Origin of the sequence: Mesorhizobium sp. M0185 (assembly GCF_040322175.1) — a bacterium.
Lineage (GTDB): Bacteria > Pseudomonadota > Alphaproteobacteria > Rhizobiales > Rhizobiaceae > Mesorhizobium.
The window spans coordinates 1-19617 of the sequence record NZ_JAMYSY010000058.1 but is presented as its reverse complement, the minus strand read 5'-3'; the positions used below and the strand labels follow the sequence as shown (position 1 = coordinate 19617).

Annotated in this window: 20 protein-coding genes; 8 read left to right on the top strand and 12 right to left on the bottom strand. The window is 62.1% G+C overall.

The window, feature by feature from the left end:
* Position 1 precedes the first annotated feature (1 nt).
* From NKJ20_RS29610 to NKJ20_RS29585, 6 genes are all read left to right on the top strand, one after another.
* A complete protein-coding gene (locus tag NKJ20_RS29610; RefSeq protein WP_352748913.1) occupies positions 2 to 328 on the top strand; it encodes a DUF736 domain-containing protein in 327 nt (108 codons plus the stop codon).
* A 262-nt stretch (positions 329 to 590) separates the two neighbouring features.
* Positions 591 to 1379 carry a lytic transglycosylase domain-containing protein gene (locus NKJ20_RS29605; protein WP_352452155.1) on the top strand — a complete coding sequence of 263 codons (789 nt, stop codon included), beginning with the start codon at positions 591 to 593 and terminating at the stop codon, positions 1377 to 1379.
* Positions 1376 to 1627: a hypothetical protein gene (locus tag NKJ20_RS29600; RefSeq protein WP_156937256.1), complete on the top strand. Its 252-nt coding sequence runs from the start codon at positions 1376 to 1378 to the stop codon at positions 1625 to 1627. The genes NKJ20_RS29605 and NKJ20_RS29600 overlap by 4 nt, the downstream gene beginning before the upstream one ends.
* Positions 1624 to 3366, top strand: a complete 1743-nt coding sequence (locus NKJ20_RS29595) for a relaxase/mobilization nuclease domain-containing protein (RefSeq protein ID WP_352745679.1) — start codon at positions 1624 to 1626, stop codon at positions 3364 to 3366. Before NKJ20_RS29600 ends, NKJ20_RS29595 begins: the two co-directional genes overlap by 4 nt.
* 448 nt (positions 3367 to 3814) lie before the next feature.
* On the top strand, positions 3815 to 4075 hold the full coding sequence (locus NKJ20_RS29590; protein WP_352452153.1) for a CopG family ribbon-helix-helix protein: 261 nt from the start codon (positions 3815 to 3817) through the stop codon (positions 4073 to 4075).
* A complete protein-coding gene (locus tag NKJ20_RS29585) occupies positions 4072 to 4380 on the top strand; it encodes a type II toxin-antitoxin system RelE/ParE family toxin (RefSeq protein WP_352452152.1) in 309 nt (102 codons plus the stop codon). The genes NKJ20_RS29590 and NKJ20_RS29585 overlap by 4 nt, the downstream gene beginning before the upstream one ends.
* Positions 4381 to 4568: 188 nt before the next feature.
* Here NKJ20_RS29585 and NKJ20_RS29580 read toward each other — a convergent pair whose 3' ends face one another.
* From NKJ20_RS29580 to NKJ20_RS29535, 10 genes are all read right to left on the bottom strand, one after another.
* On the bottom strand, positions 4569 to 5618 hold the full coding sequence (locus NKJ20_RS29580) for an L-idonate 5-dehydrogenase (protein WP_352452151.1): 1050 nt from the start codon (positions 5616 to 5618) through the stop codon (positions 4569 to 4571).
* Positions 5615 to 7021, bottom strand: a complete 1407-nt coding sequence (locus NKJ20_RS29575) for a TRAP transporter large permease (RefSeq protein ID WP_352452150.1) — start codon at positions 7019 to 7021, stop codon at positions 5615 to 5617. Before NKJ20_RS29575 ends, NKJ20_RS29580 begins: the two co-directional genes overlap by 4 nt.
* Positions 7022 to 7024: 3 nt before the next feature.
* Positions 7025 to 7597 carry a TRAP transporter small permease gene (locus NKJ20_RS29570; protein WP_352745671.1) on the bottom strand — a complete coding sequence of 191 codons (573 nt, stop codon included), beginning with the start codon at positions 7595 to 7597 and terminating at the stop codon, positions 7025 to 7027.
* 138 nt (positions 7598 to 7735) lie between these two features.
* A complete protein-coding gene (locus NKJ20_RS29565; RefSeq protein ID WP_502894239.1) occupies positions 7736 to 8710 on the bottom strand; it encodes a sialic acid TRAP transporter substrate-binding protein SiaP in 975 nt (324 codons plus the stop codon).
* 51 nt (positions 8711 to 8761) lie between these two features.
* Positions 8762 to 9481 carry a FadR/GntR family transcriptional regulator gene (locus NKJ20_RS29560; RefSeq protein WP_352452148.1) on the bottom strand — a complete coding sequence of 240 codons (720 nt, stop codon included), beginning with the start codon at positions 9479 to 9481 and terminating at the stop codon, positions 8762 to 8764.
* 147 nt (positions 9482 to 9628) lie between these two features.
* On the bottom strand, positions 9629 to 10534 hold the full coding sequence (locus NKJ20_RS29555; protein ID WP_352748908.1) for a DMT family transporter: 906 nt from the start codon (positions 10532 to 10534) through the stop codon (positions 9629 to 9631).
* Positions 10535 to 10622: 88 nt separating this feature from the next.
* Positions 10623 to 13223 (bottom strand): TRAP transporter permease, encoded by a 2601-nt coding sequence (locus NKJ20_RS29550; RefSeq protein ID WP_352748905.1) that lies wholly within the window; start codon positions 13221 to 13223, stop codon positions 10623 to 10625.
* Between the two features lie 57 nt (positions 13224 to 13280).
* Positions 13281 to 14234: a TAXI family TRAP transporter solute-binding subunit gene (locus tag NKJ20_RS29545; protein WP_352452198.1), complete on the bottom strand. Its 954-nt coding sequence runs from the start codon at positions 14232 to 14234 to the stop codon at positions 13281 to 13283.
* Between the two features lie 93 nt (positions 14235 to 14327).
* Complete coding sequence (locus tag NKJ20_RS29540) at positions 14328 to 15659, bottom strand: aspartate aminotransferase family protein (protein ID WP_352452145.1); 1332 nt, start codon at positions 15657 to 15659, stop codon at positions 14328 to 14330.
* The gene (locus tag NKJ20_RS29535) at positions 15656 to 16561 is read right to left on the bottom strand and encodes a MurR/RpiR family transcriptional regulator (protein WP_352452143.1); all 906 of its coding nucleotides are present in this window, start codon (positions 16559 to 16561) and stop codon (positions 15656 to 15658) included. The genes NKJ20_RS29540 and NKJ20_RS29535 overlap by 4 nt, the downstream gene beginning before the upstream one ends.
* A gap of 96 nt (positions 16562 to 16657) precedes the next feature.
* Here NKJ20_RS29535 and NKJ20_RS29530 point away from each other — a divergent pair, with 96 nt between their 5' ends.
* A complete protein-coding gene (locus NKJ20_RS29530; protein ID WP_352452142.1) occupies positions 16658 to 17506 on the top strand; it encodes a beta-keto acid cleavage family enzyme in 849 nt (282 codons plus the stop codon).
* A gap of 167 nt (positions 17507 to 17673) precedes the next feature.
* The gene (locus NKJ20_RS29525) at positions 17674 to 18066 is read left to right on the top strand and encodes a GFA family protein (protein ID WP_352452141.1); all 393 of its coding nucleotides are present in this window, start codon (positions 17674 to 17676) and stop codon (positions 18064 to 18066) included.
* Positions 18067 to 18371: 305 nt separating this feature from the next.
* Here the strand turns inward: NKJ20_RS29525 and NKJ20_RS29520 are convergent, their stop codons facing one another.
* Both NKJ20_RS29520 and NKJ20_RS29515 read right to left on the bottom strand, forming a co-directional pair.
* Positions 18372 to 18737, bottom strand: a complete 366-nt coding sequence (locus NKJ20_RS29520; protein WP_352470562.1) for a DoxX family protein — start codon at positions 18735 to 18737, stop codon at positions 18372 to 18374.
* The gene (locus tag NKJ20_RS29515) at positions 18734 to 19099 is read right to left on the bottom strand and encodes a VOC family protein (RefSeq protein ID WP_352745818.1); all 366 of its coding nucleotides are present in this window, start codon (positions 19097 to 19099) and stop codon (positions 18734 to 18736) included. Before NKJ20_RS29515 ends, NKJ20_RS29520 begins: the two co-directional genes overlap by 4 nt.
* Positions 19100 to 19617: the final 518 nt, after the last annotated feature.

Sequence of the window (19617 nt, the reverse complement as noted above, 5' to 3'; positions counted from 1 at the left end):
AATGACCCAGATCGGAACCTTCACGCGCAATGATGACGGCTTCTTCGGCAATCTCTCCACGCTAACAATCGAGGCGAAGATTGCCATTCTGCCTGCCGAGAAATCCAAAACCGAAAACGCGCCCGACCATCTGATCTATTGCGAAGGGATGGCGGTCGGTGCGGCTTGGGACCGCGCCGGAGACAAGGCTGGGGGTTACCTCTCCGTCTCAATTGACGACCCGTCCTTTACGCAGCCGATCCGCGCCAAGCTGTTCCGGTCCGATGCAGAGAACAGCGTCTGGAGCCTGCACTGGAACCGATCATCGAAGCGCGACGGGCGAGGCTGAACAGATGCTTCTGGAGCCCTTCGACGAATCTTTCTCGGCAACCCTTTTGATCCATTGCGCGCCGGTCAAACCCTTCGACCCGACCGCCCGCGACGCAGCCCAGAGGGGGCCTGACACTTGCTTGTGGTTGCGGACGCCGATTTCATCACAGTTTTGGCAAAGCCGGTTCGATCGGCGAGCCCCTGCCCTTAACGGAAGCGAACACCGTCGCAGGCTGGCGGCGCATCGGTTCTGCGGTCTGCGGGATGCAGCCCACAGAGGCATGACGACGTTTGCCGCATGTGTCATGCTTGGCTTCGTGGCGCCCGAAACTGGTGCAGCGGCTTCCTCTCATGGTGAACGGCCGGCGCACTCCGAGTCGACGATCTTGTCGGCTGGCCCGTGGTCGCGGCATATTCGAGAAGCGTCAAAACGCTTCGCCATTCCAGAGCGGTTGCTGCGCGGCGTCATGCATGTTGAGAGCGTCGGCGATGTTCGTGCGCTTTCAAGCAAGGGCGCAATGGGCTTGATGCAGATCATGCCGGCGACGTGGGAAGAACTGCGCATCAAATACCGTCTCGGTGACGATCCCTATCAACCGCGTGACAACATTCTTGCAGGTGCAGCATATCTTCGCGAAATGCTCGACAGCTTCGGGCGCAGCGGCTTTCTTGCCGCTTACAATGCCGGTCCTGGTCGGTACACGGAACATCTCTTAACCGGCCGTCCGCTGCCACGCGAGACGGTCGACTACGTCAGGAAACTCGCGCCGCTGCTCGATGGTGCAGTTCTCAGTCCGCGGCGCGCGCGGCAAGGAAGGGGCAGAGCCAGCTCGCTCCGTGCAACGATCTTTGCGCATCCCCATGACATTCGGAACGCCACTGCATCGGATGGCAATGGTTATGGCGAGACGATCTTTGCGGCGATTCATTCGTCCGCAATGGGGTCGCCAATGGGCAATCCTGTTGCGGACCTGACCGCGATCGAGCCACGGCCGAGTGAAACCGATTTCCAATCGAACCACGCTGTTTCCGGCCTATTCGCTCAACCCTCTTTAGCCATATCGCGATGATCGCCACGTTCCTCCTCAATTGCATTCCGGCCTGTTCCGTCGCGGAAATTGCGGCGGAAGGGTTGGCTGTGGATGAGAACAGAGAGATTGGCAGGATAAAGGGCCGCGAGGTGCGGCTCGGTTCGGCCGATTGTTTTCCTTACGATTTTCGTCTCATTTCGCAATGTGCTGGCACAATCAGCGATGTGCGCTATTCCCAATTTTTCAGTCTTTCAATGGAAACCGCACCTCGTGGCCGTCTAGCATGAAGCGTGACGATAGCTTTCGCGTCCGCCCCGGTCGCATCCGCTCCCGCGCCGGCCAGCGCGCACGACCCTTCATCTTCCAGGCTCTTGCGGCCACACAGCGCGCCGGCGGGCACCTTACACGCGAGGGTCGGATCACCTCCCCGCGAGCTTCAACGTTTGGCCGCGGCAGGTCAGCGAGCATCCGCGCCAGTCGCCTCATCTCTGACAGCTCACGCGGCGCCGTCGTCAAGACCCGTGTGGTACGGCAGTTCAGAGGGTCTGCGCCACTCGCCACCCATCTCAAATATCTTCGCCGCGAAGGTGTTACACGTGACGGTGAGAAGGCGAGGATGTTCGGTCCCGACACCAAAGATGCAGATCATGACGCCTTCTGCGACCGCTGCAAGGATGATCGGCATCACTTCCGTTTCATCGTTTCGCCGGAGGATGCAATGGAGCTCGGCGACCTCAAGAACTTCGCTTGTGACCTGATGGTCGACATGGAGCGCGACCTCGGCACGAAGCTCGACTGGATAGCCGTCGATCACTGGAACACCGAACATCCGCACGTTCACATCCTCGTTCGCGGCGTTGCCGACGATGGCGAGAGCCTTGTCATCTCGCGCGACTACATCCGCCAGGGCATGCGCGATCGGGCGAGCGACATTCTCACCCAGACGCTTGGGCTCCGCACGGACCTCGACATCCGCCAGGCCATCGAGCACCAGGTCGACACTGAGCGCTGGACGCAGCTCGATCGCCAGCTTGTTCGTGACGCCGACCGTCATGGTATCATTGATCTCGCGCCACACCCTGATCGCCGGCCCGACGAGTTCCTGGGGCTAAAAGTCGGCCGGCTGCGGCAACTGGAAAGCCTGGGCCTCGCGAACGAGATCCGTCCCGGCCAGTGGATGGTGGTCGAAGAGGCCGAGGCCACTTTGCGCACCCTCGGTGAACGCGGCGACATCATCAAGCGCATGCACCGCAGCCTCACTGTGCATGGGCTAGAAAAAGGGACGGCCGACTATGTGCTGGCCGCCGAAAAGATTGATGCGCCCGTGATCGGCCGACTGCTCGAACGCGGCCTTGATGACGAACGGCGCGGCGCGGCCTATGCCATCGTCGATGGCATTGATGGACGCACGCACCACATTCGCTTCCATGACCCTGATGCGGCCGGAGACTCCGACCCGGGCTCGGTCGTGGAGTTGTGCCGCGATGCGAGTGCAAATGGCGGTGGCCGGGTCACGCTCGCGGTCCGCTCCGACCTCTCAATCGAACAGCAGGTCCATGCTTCCGGCGCGACTTGGCTCGATCGCCAACTCGTTGCACGCGAGCCTGCCGAATTCGGTGACGGCGGCTTTGGCAGGGACGTAAGACAGGCACTGCAAGATCGGGTCGACCACCTTGTCAGCCGCGATCTGGCCAGGCGCGAGGGACAGCGCGTCATTCTTGTGCGCAATCTGATCGATACTCTACACGATCATGAGGTGGAATCGCTCGGTGCCCGCCTCGCCGCCGAGACGGGCCTCTCATTCACGAAGGCTGCCAACGGCGATCATGTGGCTGGGATTTACCGGCGGCGTTTCTCGCTGGCTTCAGGCCGGCTCGCGATGATCGACAATGGGCTCGAATTCAAGCTCGTGCCCTGGTCGCCGTCGCTCGAAAAGCGATTGGGTAATCAAGTCATCGGGGTCGTGTGCTCGGATACGGGGGGCGTGGATTGGAACCTGGGAAAGAAGCGCGGCATCGGGCTATGAAGGTTACAGGCGTATGCTCTGATGCTGGGAAGCCAGCACGGTCGCACATTCTATTTGTACCCGCACAGTGAAGCGCCGATTGCCTGGCAAAAAACAGGGACTTTGCGCATCCTCGATTCAGTCTGGCGCCCGCGATCGCGGCACTGGCGCTGTTTGCCTTCGTCTATCATTGGAACAGCTATCTGTGGCCGCTGACAGTTTTGCAGGGCAATGCAGAGGATTATCCGATCGTCATTAGCCTCAGCCGCCTGCTCAGCTACAACAGAGGCGCCCTCAATACAGGACTTGTCATGGCCGGCGCCACGCTCGCCGTGCTGCCGCCATTGATGCTCTTCGCCTTCCTGCAGCGCTTCTTCGTGGATTCGATCGTCGGCTCGGCGGTCAAGGGATAATGGACCAGCGCGGCGCTCTGTGCTAAGGTGTACACAGATCAACACAGGACACCGCTATGGCCGCTAGCACCACTATGACAATTCGCGTCAGTCCCGATGTAAAGGAAAAGCTCGACCGGATCGCAACCGACACCCGGCGTAGCAAGTCGTTCCTCGCAGGTGAAGCCGTCGCAGCGTATGTCGATCGCGAGCTTGAAATCATTGAAGGTATCAAGCGCGGCCTTGCTGATGTCGAAGCTGGGCGCATCGTGTCTCATGATAAGGCTATGGCAGAAATTTATGCTGCGATTGATGCCGGCACGGGCCGCAAGGTGTGACGCGAGCCGTTCAGTGGTCTCGCGGTGAGCTGGACGACATCAAGGAACAGATCGCCTATATCTCGCAGGATAATCCGCGCGCTGCGCGCCTGGTAGCAGACCGGATTCTGGACGCAGGGGCCGCGCTTGGGGAAATGGCAACCGGGCGACCCGGCCGTGTATCCGGCACCTATGAAAAGCCTGTGAGTCGCCTGCCCTACATCATCGCTTATGCCGTGACCGCCAAGGGCGGCCGGGAAAGCATTTCAATTTTGGGGGGGATCCACGCAGCGCGCGGTTGGCAGGACGAGGAATGGCCGAACTGAGCGAAATCTCGCGACGAAGGGGCTTTAATCGCGAGCGGATTTGCTGCCAACAATTTTGACAGCAAGCTGCCGGGTATTGCTCCCGAGTTTAACCGGAGACCTGGGTGGGAGCATATACGTCGAGCACGTTCTGAGTTTCGTCCGTTCGCAATGAGTTATGGCTACTAACGATCTGGCAAAACCACGATTCAGTCGGCGGTCAGCACGACCTTGACACTCTGTGAACGGTCGGCGGCAAGACGGAACGCGTCTGGGGCGGCGGAAAGCGTGCGCTCCGCCGTCACCAGCTTGAGGACATCCACCTCCCCCGAAACGATGAGATCGACCGCCCGGCCGAACTCCGTGCCGAAGCGGAAGGTGCCTTTGAGGTCGATCTCCTTGGCCATCACCGCATTGGCAGGCAGCGGGATCTGGCCACCGGGAAGATTGCCGACCTGGACCACCGTGCCGCCGCGCCGGACACTGGCGATCGCCGCGGCAAGGCCGGCGGCAGTGCCTGAAATCTCGAACGCCACATCAAGCGAACCGCCGGCAGCAAGCGCCTGGAGCTCGGCGTCGCCGCTGGAAAGGTCGATCGTCCTGTCGGCGCCAAGCCGGCGGGCGAAGGCGAGCGGAGCGGCGGCGATATCGGCGACCGTAAGCTCAGCGCAGCCGGCAAGCCTGGCCGCGAGCATGGCCAAGAGACCGATGGGGCCGGCACCGAACAGGATGACGTTGCGGCCCCTGATGTCGCCCGCCCGCGCGATGGCGTGCAGGCTGACCGCCAGCGGCTCGGCAAGTGCGGCCGCCTGGTAGGCCACATCAAATGGAACCTTGAAACATTGCGCGGGCGTGGCGTCGAACAGGCTGGCGAAGCCGCCCTGCATATGCGGCGTCTTCGATGCCGAACCCATGAAATAGATGTTTTCGCAGAGATTGGCGCGGCCTTCCAGGCATCGCGCGCAATGCCCGCACCAGCGCGACGGATTGACCGCGACGTGGTCGCCGACGCCCAGACCGGGCGCGGCGCCGTTGATCTCGACGATTTCGCCTGAGATTTCGTGGCCGAGGACAAGCGGCGAAGTGACGACGAAGTCGCCGGTACGGGCATGGCGGAAATAATGCAGGTCGGAGCCGCAGATGCCCCCTGCCCCAAAGCGCACCCGCACCATACCTGGTGCCAGCGGTTCAAGCGGACGCTCCACGACGCGCAGGTCCTGCGGGCCGAACAGCGTCGCGGCAATCACCTGGCCGCTCACCGGATCAAGCCCATCTCGGTCGGCAGCCAAAGCGTGATGGCGGGTATGAAGGTGATCAGAAGCAGCGCCACGATAAGCGGCACCAGCCACGGCAGGATCGCCATGGTGGTGCGTTCGACCGAGAGTTTGGCGACGCGCGACAGCACAAAGAGCACCATGCCGAGCGGCGGGTGCAAAAGCCCAATCATCAGGTTGAGCGTCATGATCAGACCGAAATGCACCGGGTTGATGCCGTAGACGGCGGCGACCGGCAGCAGGATCGGCACCAGAATGGTGATCGCGGCGATCGTATCGAGGAAGCAGCCGACCACCAGCATCAGGATGTTGACCAGGATCAGGAAGACCCACTTGTTTTCGGTGAGCGCGAAAATGAAGTTCGAAAACAGCTGTGCTGCCTGGCTGACGGTGAGCAGCCAGGCGAAGATCGATGCGGCGGTAACGATGAACAGCACCGAGGCGGTCGTTTCGATCGTGTCGAAGCTGGCCTTGGCAAGCAAACGCAGCGTCATCGTGCGGTAGCGCACCAGCCCGAGGAAAAGCGACCAGATCACGGCCGCCATCGCCGCCTCGGTCGGCGTGAACCAGCCCATCGTCATGCCGCCAATCAGGATGACCGGCGTCATCAGCGCCATGACCGCGGAGAAATCGAAATACCAGTCCGCCGCGATCAGCACCAGCAGCGCGATGCCGACCGCGATGTTGATCGACAGGCCAAGCTGCACAAGCACGTAACAGCCAATCGGAAAGGCAGCCACCACCAGCACCTCGCCCGCCGCTTCGGCCAGCCGCCGAAGCTCGAAAGGCGTGTCGGAACCCCAGCCGCGACTGTAGGCAAAGATGGCAACCGTAATCATCATCAGCACGGTCATGACCACGCCGGGCAGGATGCCGGCCATGAACAGGGCACCGATCGAGACATTGGCCATCATGCCGTAGATGACGAAGGGCAGCGAGGGCGGAAAGATCGGCCCGAGCGTGGCGGAAGCGGCGGTGACGCCAACCGCGGCGTCGATGGGATAGCCGTGGTCCTTCATCGCCTTGATCTCGATGGTGCCGATACCGGCGGCGTCGGCGAGCGCGGTGCCCGACATGCCGGAAAAGATCACCGATCCGATGATGTTGACCTGCGCCAGGCCGCCCTTCATCCAGCCGACCAGGGCAAGGGCAAAGGAATAGATGCGCCCGGTGACGCCGGCGATGTTCATGAGGTTGCCGGCCAGAATGAAGAAGGGCACGGCGAGCAGTGGAAAGCTCTCCACCCCGGCGATCATGCGCTGGGCCGCGATGATATCGGGCGCGACGCCGTAGATGACGAGGTATAGGATCGACGCGGCCGCCATCGAAACGGCGACCGGCACGCCGATGAGCATCAGGACAAGAAAGCCCCCGACCAGAAGCAGCATCGCTCAGACCCCCGCCGTCTCGAACGCACCAGGACGCTCGAGCACCGAATAGCCGCGCCGGTAATTGCCGATGAAGACCTGGATCGAGCGCAGAAGCATCAGCACGAACCCGGCCAGTACGGCGTAGAAGAACCAGCGCCGCGGCAGGTTGACGGTGACCATGCGCTCATGCGCCACGATCGTGACGTAGCGCCACATCAGCCATGTTCCGTAGGCGAAGAATGCGATGCGGACAATATCGACGGCGAGCGCCAGCCAGCGGCCGACACGCTCCGGCAGATAGTGGTAAAGCACGTCGACATGGATATGGCGCGAAAGGCGCACGCACATGGCGGCACCGAGAAAGACAACGACGACAAGCGCGTTGATGGCGATCTCCTCGGTCCAGGCAAAGCTGTTGTTCAGCGCATAGCGGGTGAAGAACTGCAGGAAGACACAGACGACCATGCCCCAGAACACGGCAAGCGTGACCCAATCCTCGATACCGTGGTCCGACAGGTCGACGTCGACCGGCACCTCCTCGAAGGCGTGCGCGATCTCTTCGACGGTGATCTCGGTGTGGTGTTCCTCGGCCATTGGCGCGGGCTCCCGAAGCTGGTGGGTCGTCAAGGATTGGAAAGGCCGTCCGGCGCAATTTGAAGCCGGACGGATGGGCAAGTGGCGAATCCGATTGCCGCCCTATTCTCTTGGTTGAGCATCCGATTTCCCGATGCCCTACTTGATGGCGCGGATCGCTTCCCAATCGGCCTTGTTGTAGCCGAACTCCTCGAAGGTGACCTTCTCCAGCACATTCTTCTCGAAGTCGGCACGGTCGACATCGGTTACGGTGATGCCGCGGTCCTTGAATACCTGCACCAGTTCCTTTTCGCGGGCGACGATCTTCGCCGTGGCGCGGGCGGCGGCCTCCTGCATCACCTCGGTGAAGATCTTCTTGTCCTCGTCGGAAAGCGAGGCCCAGCGCGACGCCGATATGATGGTGTTGAGATGATCGACGATATGGCCAGTCAGCACGATGTTCTTCTGCACCTCGTAGAATTTCTTCGCCTCGATGGTGGTCAGCGGGTTCTCCTGGGCCTCGACCGTGCCGTTCTGCAGGGCCAGGTAGACCTCAGCGAAGGCGATCGGCGCGGTGTTGGCGCCGCAGGCACGCGGCATGGCCAGATAGGCGGGCACGTCGGGAACGCGCATCTTCAGGCCCTGCATGTCGGAGCATTTGGCGATCGGACGGTTCGAGGTGGTCTGCCGCGTCCCGTAATAGGTGGTGGCGACGATATGATTGCCGGTCTTGTCCTCATAGCCCTTGGTCAGGGCCTTGTAGACGTCGCTCTTGGTGTATTTCAGCAGATGGTCGGCATCGCGGAAAGTGTATGGGAAATAGGTGACGCCGATCGGTGGATATTCGCGCGCCGCGAAGCTCGATCCGGAAATGATGATATCGACGGTGCCGAGCATCAGGCCCTGGTTGATGTCTGCTTCCTTGCCAAGCTGCGAGGCCGGATAGACGTCGATGGCGTAGCGGCCCTGGGTGCGCTTCTTGATCTCGTCGGCAGCCCACACGGATTCGGTGTGGAAGGGCTCCGTCGTCTCGTAGACATGTGCCCATTTCAGGACCGTTTCCGCCGAGGCCGACGCCATGGGTATGGCAATTGCGGCGATCGCACCGAGCAGAACTGCGTATTTTCTCAGCATCTAATTCCTCCCTGGTTGAACTTGACGGCCGGATCTCCCCCCGGCCAACTGCTATTCCGCAACCTCCTTGGCTGCGGCTCTCTCATCGAAATTGCGTGAGAATCTGATTTGCGACTGGCGCAGATGCTGCTGCATGGCGGCCTTGGCCCGCTCGGGGTCGCGCGCGGCAATTGCATCGCGCACGGCACGATGTTCCTTTGCCGCGACCTGCCAGGAATCGCTGGTCTCGAAATAGATCGACAGGCGTTCGAAGTACGGGTTCATGCGCTGGTCGAAAAGCTCGCCGATGAAGCGCACCAGCACCGCGTTCTCGAGAATGCCGGCGACAGCGGTGTGGAATTCCCGGTCGAGCGCAATGGTCATCTTGTTGGGGTGGCGCATGGCCTCCATCCGGCGCAGCACGTCGTCGAGCCGTTCGATATCTGCAGGCCGGACATGGAGGGCCGCTTCGGCGGCGATCGCGCCTTCGACGAATTCGCGCGCGCGCAACAGCTCGAACGGGCCTTCCTCGACTTCGGGTTCGGAGGCGGCGGCGCTCGGCGGATCGGTGACGTAGATACCCGAGCCGACGCGGATGCGTATGCGGCCTTCGACCTCCAGCGCTATCAGCGCTTCACGGACTGTCGGGCGGGAAATTCCGAGCTGATCGGCCAGATCCCGCTCGGTTGGCAGGCGGTCGCCGACGGAAAACTCGCCGGCATCGATCAGCTGCCTGAGCTGATCGGCGACCTGTCGGTAAAGCCGGCGTGGTTCAACGGCCTGGATCGGCATGCGCGTTTAGTTCCCTCCCGGGCCAACCCTGGTACATTGGTCTGACCCATTGACCGCAGCTTAGACAGAGCATGCGGAGAGTCAAGCTCGATAGAACCGCGGCCCGCACAACCGGAACGCGGCGGCATTGCGCAAGCATTCCATGCGTCAGCGCCGTCCTCCGCGAATGACCAGGACGTTCCCGGCGGCGACGAGGACGAGCCCGATGATCGCGTACGCAGTCCAGGCATAGCCTTCCAGCGCCGTGGAGATCAAAAGCGCAAAGACGGGAAATATGACGGTCGCATAGCCGGCGCGGGCGCCGCCAATGCGTCCGAGCAGCGTCAGGTAGGCGGCGAAAGCCACGACGGTCGATATGACGGCGAGGAAGACCAGCGAGCCGATATAAGAGGCCGTCGTCGCGAACACGAACGGCTCACCAAGCAGGAAGGCCAGGAACGTCGACCACAGAGTGCCATAAAGCATGCCCCAGGCGCTCGTTGAAACGAGCGGCAGGCCGCGGCGCTGGTTTGCGACGGAGACGAGATTGCCGGCGCAGAAGCTCAGCGTGCCGCAGAGGCACAGAAGAAGGCCCACCAACGTGCCGCCGGAAAGCCCGTTGGCGGCGATTTCGGGAAAGAACATCAGCGCTATTCCGGCGAAACCGATGAGGCCGCCGGCGAGAATGCGCGGCGCCGGGCGCTCGCCGATGACCAAGGCACCGAGCAGCATGTTGATTACCGAGGCGAGCGAGAAGACGACCGAGAGCAAGCCGCTGACGAGATAGCCGGCGCCATAATAGAAAAACAGGAAGTTCGACGAGAAGATGAGGATGCCGAGCACTGCAAAGCGCAGATGATCGGTGATCGAAAAGCGGAGACGCCGGCCGGAAAAACCTGCCCAGGCAAACATCAGCAGCGTGGCGATGGCGAAGCGCCAAACCAGATTGACCTCGTTCGGCACGCCGCTGCCGACCTGAAGCTCGATCGCGAACCACGATGCGCTCCAGGCAATGACCGTCAGCGCGTAAAGCCCGTAGTCGACGGGTTCGAAGGGGCGGTCGCGCGTCGGCATGCGCATTTCCGCGTTAGCCGGCTCCGGGGCGTCGTTTGGTTCTCTTGCTACCGACATGCTGGCCAAGAGGCTTCCGCTCACAAGACGTTTACAGACCAACCGTCCGCCTTCGCCGCTTCTGGCCCCAGACGACGAGACCGAGCAACAGCAGAGCCGGAATGGCGAACCAATAGCGCGACGTCCGTTCCGCCGGGACTAGCACCTGGTTGATTTCGTCGCCGGGCTGCAGGCCGAATTTGGCCGCCTGGCTGCCCAGTCGCACGACGCCGACCGTCACGCTATCGCCAAGCGCACTGACGTCCAGGCCCGCAGCCTTCAGGCGTTCGGCCGATGAATTTGCAGGCCCGAGCTGCAGCCGAACCAGCTTCGATATCTCATCGCCGTTGAGGTTCAGTGTCGTCAGGCGCAAGCGAACCGCGCCTCCCTCGGCCGTCTCGTCGACGATACGGCTGAGTTCGGTGGCGGGTACTGCCCGATACGGTTCACTCACCTGATCGAGCAACAATCCTGGCCTGAACAAGATGAAACAGGCCACAAGCAACGCAATCGTCTCGTACCAGCGGTTGCGCACGAGCATCCAATTCTGCGTCGCTGCTACAAACGAGACCATGGCCAGCGTCGATGTCACCACCATCGCGACGAAATCGAACGGACCTTCGAGATCGATCATCAGCAGTCCGGTGTTGAAGATGAAGATGAACGGCAGCAGGCCGGTACGGATCTCGTACTTGAAGCCCTGAATGCCGGTCTTCACCGGATCGGCGCCGGAAATTGCCGCAGCAGCATAAGCCGCCAGGCCCACTGGCGGCGTCACGTCCGCCATCAGCCCGAAATAGAAAACGAACATGTGGACGGCGACCAGCGGCACGGCAAGATCGTTCTGCGCCGCCAAATCGACGATGACCGGCGCCATCAAGGTGGCGACGACGACATAGCTTGCAGTGGTCGGCATGCCCATGCCGAGAATGATGCAGATCACCGCCGTGAACAAAAGCATGACGATGAAGCTGCCGCCCGAGATGAATTCGACCAGCTCGGTCATTACCAGCCCGATGCCCGTGAGCAGAACCGTTCCGACGATGATGCCGGCCGTCGCAGTGGCAATGCCGACCGTCGTCATGTTGCGTGCGGCGGCGGACAGGCCACCGACCAGATCGTCGAAACCGTGAAGCCAATGCTGCGCCAGCGCTCGGTCCTTGCGGAAAAAGGCGGTGAGCGGCCGCTGCGTGACGATCAGCGCCATAAGGGCGACAGCGCCCCAGAATGCCGACAGGCCGGGCGACAACTCCTCCACCATCAGGCACCAGATCAGCAGGATCACAGGCAGCAGAAAATGCAGGCCGGTGCGCGCCGTCTCGCCGAAGTGGGGAATCCTGACGATCTCGCCCTCCAGATCCTCCAGCGGCAGGTCGGGATAACGCGCCCGGTAGGCGACAAGGCCGATGTAAACGGCGATCAGCGCGGCAGTGATCATCCAGGTCGCGGCCGCGCCGAAAACGATCTTCGTCCAGCCAATGCCGTAATAGACAACCCCTGCGAGGACGATGAAGCCGCATATGCCCATCAGCCCGCGCAGCGCACCCTGAAATGCGGAGTGCGTGCTGCGTGACGGCAGGCCCTTCATCCCCGTCTTCATCGCTTCGATATCGACGATGTAGAACAACGAGCCGTAGGTTAGCAGCGCCGGATAGAAGGCGTGCTTGACCACCTCGGCATAGGAGATGCCGACATATTCCGCGATCAGGAACGCGGCGGCGCCCATCACCGGAGGCATCAGCTGACCATTGACGCCGGCCGCGCATTCGATGGCGCCGGCCTTCACCGCAGAATATCCGACGCGACGCATCAGCGGGATGGTGAAGGTTCCGGTGGTCACGACATTGGCGATCGACGACCCGGAAATCATGCCGGTCAGGCCGGAAGCGACGACACCGGCCTTGGCCGGACCGCCGCGGTATTTGCCGAGCAGCGAGAAGGCAAGCTGGATGAAAAAGCCGCCGGCGCCGGCGCGCTCCAGCAATGTTCCGAACAGAACGAACATGAAGACGACGTTGGTGGACACACCGAGGGCAACACCGAAGACCCCCTCCGACGTCAGCCACATCTGCGAGGCTGCGCGCGATAACGTCGCGCCCTTGTGGCCGAGCAGGCCAGGTAGGTGAGGCCCGGCGAAGATATAGATCAGCATGATCGCCGCGATGACGGTGATGGCAGGCCCGACGGCGCGACGGGCGGCCTCGAGCAGGATGAGGACGCCGGCGATCGAGACGATCAGGTCAGCCGTAGTAGGAAGGCCCGGCCGATGGGCGATATCGCTGTAAAAGACCAACAGATAGAGGGCGGACGCCGCCCCGGCGATGCCTAGCACCCAGTCGGGCAGCGGCACCCGGCTGCGCGACGAGGTCTTGAAGGCCGGAAACGTCAGCATCGCCAGAAACAGGGCGAAGGCCAGATGGATGGAGCGGGCGATGCCGTCGCTGACGACACCAAAATTGAGCATGAACGGAAGGGGCGAGGCATACCAGAGCTGGAACAGCGACCATGCCAGCGATACGCCGAGGATCAGCTTCGCGGTGCGGCCGGTCGGCTTGCGCCCACCGGTGTCGGCCTCGGCGACGATCTCGCTAAGCTTGTCAATGTCGATAACGGGTTGGTCAGGCCCTGCCGCCCGCTGGCTTTGATCTGTCATCGTTCCCTACAATTATTTTGCGATGCGAGGCGCCTGTGGCGCCTCGCATTGAAGGCCTCAGAGCCAGCCCTTCTCCTTGTAATAGCGCTCCGCGCCCGGATGCATTGGCGCCGACAGACCGGTCTTGACCATCTCCTTGGGATCGAGATTGGCGAAAGCCGGATGCAGTTTCTTGAAGTCGTCGAAATTTTCGAAGACCGACTTCACCAGTTCGTAGACCACCTCATCGGGCGTGCTGGCATTCGTCACCACTGTCGCGCGGACGCCGAATGTCGTCACGTCGTCCGGATTGTTGGCGTACATGCCGCCCTTGATGGTGGCGACTGAATAGTACGGATGAGCTGCCAACAGCGCGTCCACTGCCGGACCGGTCAGCGGGATGAGTTTGGCGCCACAGGCCGTGGTCGGATCCTGGATCGCGGCGGAAGGATGACCGACGCCGTAGAAGAAACCGTCGATCTTGTTGTCGCACAGCGCGCTGCCCTGCTCGTCCGCCTTCAGCTCCGCGGCAAGCGAGAAATCGCCGAGCGTCCAGCCCATCTGCTTGAGCAACTCCTCCATGGACGAGCGGGTGCCTGACCCGGGATTGCCGACGTTGAAGCGTTTGCCTTTGAAATCCTCGAATTTGGTGACGCCGGCGTCCGGCCGCGCTAGCACGGTAAACGGCTCGGGATGGACGGAGAACACGGCCCGCAGATCCTTGAACGGCTTGCCGTCGAAATTTCCGGTCCCCTCATGGGCCTGGTACTGGACGTCCGATTGGGTCAAGCCGAAATCGAGGTCGCCGGTCTGGATGGAGTTGACGTTGAAGACCGAACCGCCGGTCGACTCCGTCGAGCATCGGATGCCGGTTTTCTGCCGGTCCTTGTTCATCAGTCGGCAAATGGCGCCGCCGACGGCGTAGTAGACGCCGGTGACCCCGCCGGTGCCGACCGTGACGAAGCGCTGCTCGGCTCCGACGGATGGCAGCGCCAGCAGCATGCAGGCCGCCGCGCCGATCAGGGTTTTCATTGAACTGTACATGGTTGCTACCTCTCTGGTGGGTGTCCCGGCCCGTCGCCGATGACGCGTTGGAACTGGTTGAGGCGGTCCGCGTCGTGCGGGTCAGGCCGCTGAAGCGATCGCAGCGTCGATCGCCTCACCGAGCCGTTCGACGATCCGATCGATATCCTGTTTGGAAATGATGAATGGCGGCGCCACAAGCACATGAACGCCCCGCACACCATCAATCGTCCCGGCCATCGGATAAATCATCAGGCCGCGGGCCATTGCTTCGCGCTTGATGCGGGCGTTGAGTTCAAGCCTCTGGTCGAATGGTTCCTTGCTGGCGCGATCAACCACCAGCTCGATTCCCCTAAATAGACCCCGCCCGCGAATGTCGCCGACGTGATGGTGGTTATCGAAGCGTTGGTGCAGGCGTTCGTCCAGCTGCGCGCCCATTGCGCTGACGTTGTCGAGCAGACCGTCACGCCGGATGACCTCCTGCACGGCAAGGCCGGCCGCCGCTGCCATTGGATGGCCCATATAGGTATGCCCATGCTGGAAGAAGCCCGAGCCTTGGGCAAAGGCATCGAAGATATGCCGGCCGAGCAGCACCGCGCCAATCGGCTGGTAGCCACCGCCGAGCCCCTTGGCGATGGTCAGCAGGTCGGGAGCGATGCCGTCCTGCTCGCACGCATGCAGCGTGCCGGTACGGCCCATGCCGCACATCACCTCGTCGAGAATGAGCAGCACGCCGTAGCGGTCGCAAATCGCGCGAATGTGCTTGAAGTAGTCCGCGACCGGCGGCACCGCGCCGAGCGTGGCACCCACCACCGGCTCGGCGACAAAGGCGATGACCTCGTCCGGGCCGAGTTCTAGGATCTTGTCTTCGAGCTGCTGGGCGGCGCGCGCCGCATAGGCTTCGTCGCTTTCGCCATGCTTTTGATAGCGATAGGCGTAACAGGGGTCGATATGGTGGGTCTCGATCAGCAACGGCCTGAACTGGGCGCGCCGCCATTCGTTGCCGCCGGTGGCAAGAGCGCCGAGCGTATTGCCGTGATAGCTCTGCCGGCGTGCGATGAGATGGCGCCGTTGCGGCTCGCCCTTCTCGACAAAATATTGCCTGGCCATCTTGAGCGCGGCCTCGACCGCCTCCGAGCCGCTGCTGACTAGATAGACGTGGTCCAAGCCTTTCGGCGCGTCCTCGACCAGCCGATCCGCCAAGCGCTCCGCCACCTCGGTGGTGAAGAAGCTGGTGTGGGCGTAGGCGATGCGTTCAAGCTGGGCGTGCAGTGCAGCGATCACGTCGGGATGGCCGTGGCCGAGACAGGACACGGCGGCGCCGCCCGACGCGTCGATATAGGACTTGCCCTCGGCATCGAACAGTTCGATGCCTTGGCCGCGAATGGCGACCGGCAGCGTCGAGTGGATGGTTCGATGAAGAATGTGTGTCATCGACGGTCCCTCATGGGCATTTTCTTCGGCGGACGTTGGTTCAGATGGGTCTTGAGAGCGGCGCCCTGCTCATCGAAACGTCGCAGCGACTCAACGGCGCCCTCGCCTGCCTGCCCTGCGACAAGAGCACCGAGGATCTCAGCAACGATGAAAGCTGGCGTCATAGTATGGAAAAAGGACGGGCTGCCCGTCGGCACGACCACTAGGTGATCGGCAAGCAGCGCCAAGGGCGCTACCCCGCTGTCGGTGATCGCAATGACCGGTACGCCGCGGCCGGCAGCGTACTCGACAAGTTCGATGGTGAAGCGCGTGTAGGGCAGGACGCTGGCGGCGATCAGCACGTCGTCCTTGGTCGCATGGGCCAGAGCGTCGCCATCGGTTCCGCCGATGCCGTGCAGCAACACCGACTTCTCGCCGATCAGCGACAGGATGTAATGCAGATGCCAGGCGACTGCGTGGCTCGAGCGCAGGCCGAGGCAATAGACGCGCCTTGCCGCACTCAGCGCCCTGGCCGTCTCGACCAGACGGTCGATCGACCTGCCTTCGGCGAGATGGGAAAGCTGGCTGGAAATCGAATCCAGAATATCGGCCGCCAGCGCGTGGTCGCCCTTGAGCTTTTGGCTGGCCACCTGAAGGCCCGCCTTGCCGGCGAAACCGATTTCGCCGTCCCGGATCGCGGCGGCGTAAATATCGCGTACGGTCTCGTAGCCATCAAGGCCGAGATGCTGGGCCAGCCGCGTCATCGTCGCCGGCTGCACTCCTGCGTGCCGGGCCTGCTCGCGCATAGACAACAGCGCGACATCATACGGCTTATCAAGGACATAGCGCGCAGCGGACCGAAGCTGCGCCGACATGCCGTCGAAGGCAGTGACGATCTGTCCAGCAAGCTCTCCCTGGTCCATGGATATTGCTAGCTCGCCAGACCAGCGATTGCAACGTCTGTTTCAGTGTGATCAAAGGTTGATTCATATGAATCTTGTCACTCACAGAACGTCCCCATGAAGCCGGCCCATGGTCTCGACCGCATCGCCATAGCCGTCGCCCCGAACGGGGGACGTCGCAGCAAGGCCGACCATCCGGCGATTCCGCTGACACCAGCCGAACTTGCGAGGACGGCCGCGGAATGCGCCGATGCCGGTGCGGCTATGATCCACGTCCATGTCCGCGACAGAAGCGGCAATCATCTGCTCAACGCCGACGCCTACCGCCCGACGATCGCCGCCATCCGCGGTGCTGCCGGCGACCGCTTGATAATTCAGATCACCTCCGAAGCGCTCGGTATCTATTCGCCGGCCCAACAGATGGCCGTCGTACAAGATGTGAAGCCGCAAGCTGTCTCGCTGGCGCTTCGCGAAATCGTTCCTGATGCCGGATCGGAACTCGCCTTTGTGCGCTTCATGGCCTGGCTGCACACCGAGAGGGTTGCGCCGCAGATCATCCTCTATTCGCCCGAGGAGGCCGTCAGGCTTTCGGACATGCAGCAGCGCGGACTGATCCCCTGGGCAAGCATACCGGTTCTCTACGTGCTGGGCCGCTACACGCCGGGACAGACATCCGTACCTGCCGATCTCCTGCCGTTCTTAGCGGCGAACATGCCGCGCTTCGACCATTGGAGCGTCTGCGCCTTCGGCCGCAACGAAGCGGCGTGCGTGACCGCCGCCGCGTTGCTTGGCGGCCATGTCCGGGTCGGCTTCGAAAACAATCTTTTCCTTCCGGACGGCAGCATAGCCTCGTCCAACGCCGAACTGGTAGCGACCGTCGCACGCATACTCGCCGACTGCGGCGTCAAGATCGCCTCGGCCGCCGAGTTGGCGGCTCAATGGAACGCGCCGTTTCGTTCCATATGACAAACCAAAGCCTATTTTCGGCGGCAAGCTCGCGCAAGGCATAGAGAGGCGGCTGCAATGTCGTCGCCACGGAAGAACGACGTGTCCCCGCCCGCGGCGCGGCGATTGCAACAACAGTGCCGGTCGTTGTAACCATTCCGGCCGCTTGATTTTGGAGGAGACGCAGCATGGACCGATTCACCGGCGGTTGCCTGTGCGGCAACGTCCGAATTGTCGCGTCAGGGCGCCCATACCGGGTCGGCCTTTGTCACTGTCTTGACTGCCGCAAGCATCATGGCGCCCTTTTTCACGCTTCCGCGATTTTTCCTGAGGATGCGGTGACGATCGACGGCGAAACACGCGACTACGCCGGGCGGTTTTTCTGTCCCCGCTGCGGCTCCTCCGTTTTCGGACGCACCGCAGACGAAATCGAAGTAAACCTGGGGTCCCTGGATGCGCCTGACCAACTGATGCCAACCTACGAAAGCTGGATCATCCGACGCGAGTCCTGGTTGCCGCCGTTTCCGCTCACCAGACGATACGAGCGCGATCGTGACGCCACGGGTCGCTTTGAGGAATAGGTCGCACCAACCGTGCCGAGGAGGCAACGACATCAGAACACGGAGTTTCAGAGGCGCATTCGTGAGCGCCTAAGGCGACCCATGACAGCCAAGGCGCCGTACCTTAGAGGAGGATCGCAGGGGATGGGATTCATCGTCGCGATCCTGACGCAGGCTTTGTACAGAGCGCCGCGTTCAATGCTGGCCGTTTAGGAGGTCACGCTGGAAGATCGGCCTTGCGGAAGCCATCAACGAAATGCCCAGGCAGCGCAGCGTCGTGGAATGGCTCTGTCGTGGTCCAGTGGCCCGCCGCCTCGAAACGATGATCACAGGCTAGTGGTCGCGGCGACAATCAACCCGCCCAAGACGGCGACATTGATGGTGAAGCCGGTACGAAGCGCTTCGCGTTCATCGCCGCTGTAGCGCCAGAAGTTGAGCGCCATGAACGACGCCGCAATGGTGAATACGGCCAAGGTCGCGGCGGGAAAGGGTCCACCAAGGCCCGCTGCTAGGCAAAAGCCGCCTGCGATCTCCAGCACCGATCCGGCCGCGAGAAGAGGCCTGGGAGCAGGAAAGCCCCGCTCGGCCAGGGACGCTGTAACTGCCCGGAACCTGAGGAAATGCTCGGCGCCCGCCCAGATAAAGACGCCGCCGAGCAAAACCAATCCAAGGTGGTGGAGGAACGCGATCATTCCTTGCTGCCGTCCTCGGTGTAAACCGCTAGCTCGTAACCATCCGGATCCGCGAAATGAAAGCGCCGGCCGCCGGGGAACCCATAAATCGGCCTGACGATCGTGCCTCCCGCTTCCTCGACCCGCTTGACCGTTGCCGGCAAATCATCGGCATAGAGAATGACGAGCGGGCCTCCTCCGGACCTCGCTGGCCCAGCGGCGAAGCCACCTGACAAGCGCCCGTCGTTGAACTCGCAATATTGCGGGCCGTAGTCAGTGAAGGTCCAGCCGAAGGCCTTTCCGTAGAAGTCGCGTGACCGCTGAATGTCTTTCACGTTGAATTCGACGTAGTCGATCCGTTGATCGTTGTTGTTGCTCATGATGCATACCTCTCGTGTGATGTACGACGGCGAAAGATAAGCACGCATCTCGCCTGCCGGATTGAACAAAACGGCCATCGACCTATGGCTTCACACGGCGCTGCCGAGGCGATGCATCTGACATGATTGTTCACCTGCCCTCTTCCTTCCTGCCGGAAGAAACAACCGATTCTTGCAACCGTTCTCGATTGGCAGACGTTGTCGGTCGTGCAGATTGTTGTCTCGAGCGACGGCGGGCGCAGCCACTGCGTCGTAGGTTCACCGCCGGTAATCCGAAGAGGAGCGAGATGAGCGATCCCGTCCCAGCGCAGGCAACGGGTTCATTTCAGCAACGTCCAGCGTCGGCGCGGCTTCACGGGAGCTTTGCTTCGGTGTGGGCGCATCGAATGGACCCGGCGGGCGCACCGCCAATCGTCGTCATGCCCGATGCAACGATCGACCTGCAATGGATCGGAGGCAGCTTCCGAATTGCCGGCCCCGACAAGGAGCCGCAGACCGAGGTCCTGGCGGCAGACGAGATC

Coding starts and splice junctions, on each gene's coding strand:
- NKJ20_RS29525 (WP_352452141.1), top strand. CDS start 17,674: ATGGACCGATTCACCGGCGGTTGCCTGTGCGGCAACGTCCGAATTGTC.
- NKJ20_RS29565 (WP_502894239.1), bottom strand. CDS start 8,710: ATGCTGAGAAAATACGCAGTTCTGCTCGGTGCGATCGCCGCAATTGCC.
- NKJ20_RS29600 (WP_156937256.1), top strand. CDS start 1,376: ATGATCGCCACGTTCCTCCTCAATTGCATTCCGGCCTGTTCCGTCGCG.
- NKJ20_RS29560 (WP_352452148.1), bottom strand. CDS start 9,481: ATGCCGATCCAGGCCGTTGAACCACGCCGGCTTTACCGACAGGTCGCC.
- NKJ20_RS29550 (WP_352748905.1), bottom strand. CDS start 13,223: ATGACAGATCAAAGCCAGCGGGCGGCAGGGCCTGACCAACCCGTTATC.
- NKJ20_RS29545 (WP_352452198.1), bottom strand. CDS start 14,234: ATGAAAACCCTGATCGGCGCGGCGGCCTGCATGCTGCTGGCGCTGCCA.
- NKJ20_RS29605 (WP_352452155.1), top strand. CDS start 591: ATGACGACGTTTGCCGCATGTGTCATGCTTGGCTTCGTGGCGCCCGAA.
- NKJ20_RS29535 (WP_352452143.1), bottom strand. CDS start 16,561: ATGGACCAGGGAGAGCTTGCTGGACAGATCGTCACTGCCTTCGACGGC.
- NKJ20_RS29575 (WP_352452150.1), bottom strand. CDS start 7,021: ATGCTGCTTCTGGTCGGGGGCTTTCTTGTCCTGATGCTCATCGGCGTG.
- NKJ20_RS29570 (WP_352745671.1), bottom strand. CDS start 7,597: ATGGCCGAGGAACACCACACCGAGATCACCGTCGAAGAGATCGCGCAC.
- NKJ20_RS29540 (WP_352452145.1), bottom strand. CDS start 15,659: ATGACACACATTCTTCATCGAACCATCCACTCGACGCTGCCGGTCGCC.
- NKJ20_RS29610 (WP_352748913.1), top strand. CDS start 2: ATGACCCAGATCGGAACCTTCACGCGCAATGATGACGGCTTCTTCGGC.
- NKJ20_RS29595 (WP_352745679.1), top strand. CDS start 1,624: ATGAAGCGTGACGATAGCTTTCGCGTCCGCCCCGGTCGCATCCGCTCC.
- NKJ20_RS29530 (WP_352452142.1), top strand. CDS start 16,658: ATGAAGCCGGCCCATGGTCTCGACCGCATCGCCATAGCCGTCGCCCCG.
- NKJ20_RS29555 (WP_352748908.1), bottom strand. CDS start 10,534: ATGCCGACGCGCGACCGCCCCTTCGAACCCGTCGACTACGGGCTTTAC.
- NKJ20_RS29590 (WP_352452153.1), top strand. CDS start 3,815: ATGGCCGCTAGCACCACTATGACAATTCGCGTCAGTCCCGATGTAAAG.
- NKJ20_RS29520 (WP_352470562.1), bottom strand. CDS start 18,737: ATGATCGCGTTCCTCCACCACCTTGGATTGGTTTTGCTCGGCGGCGTC.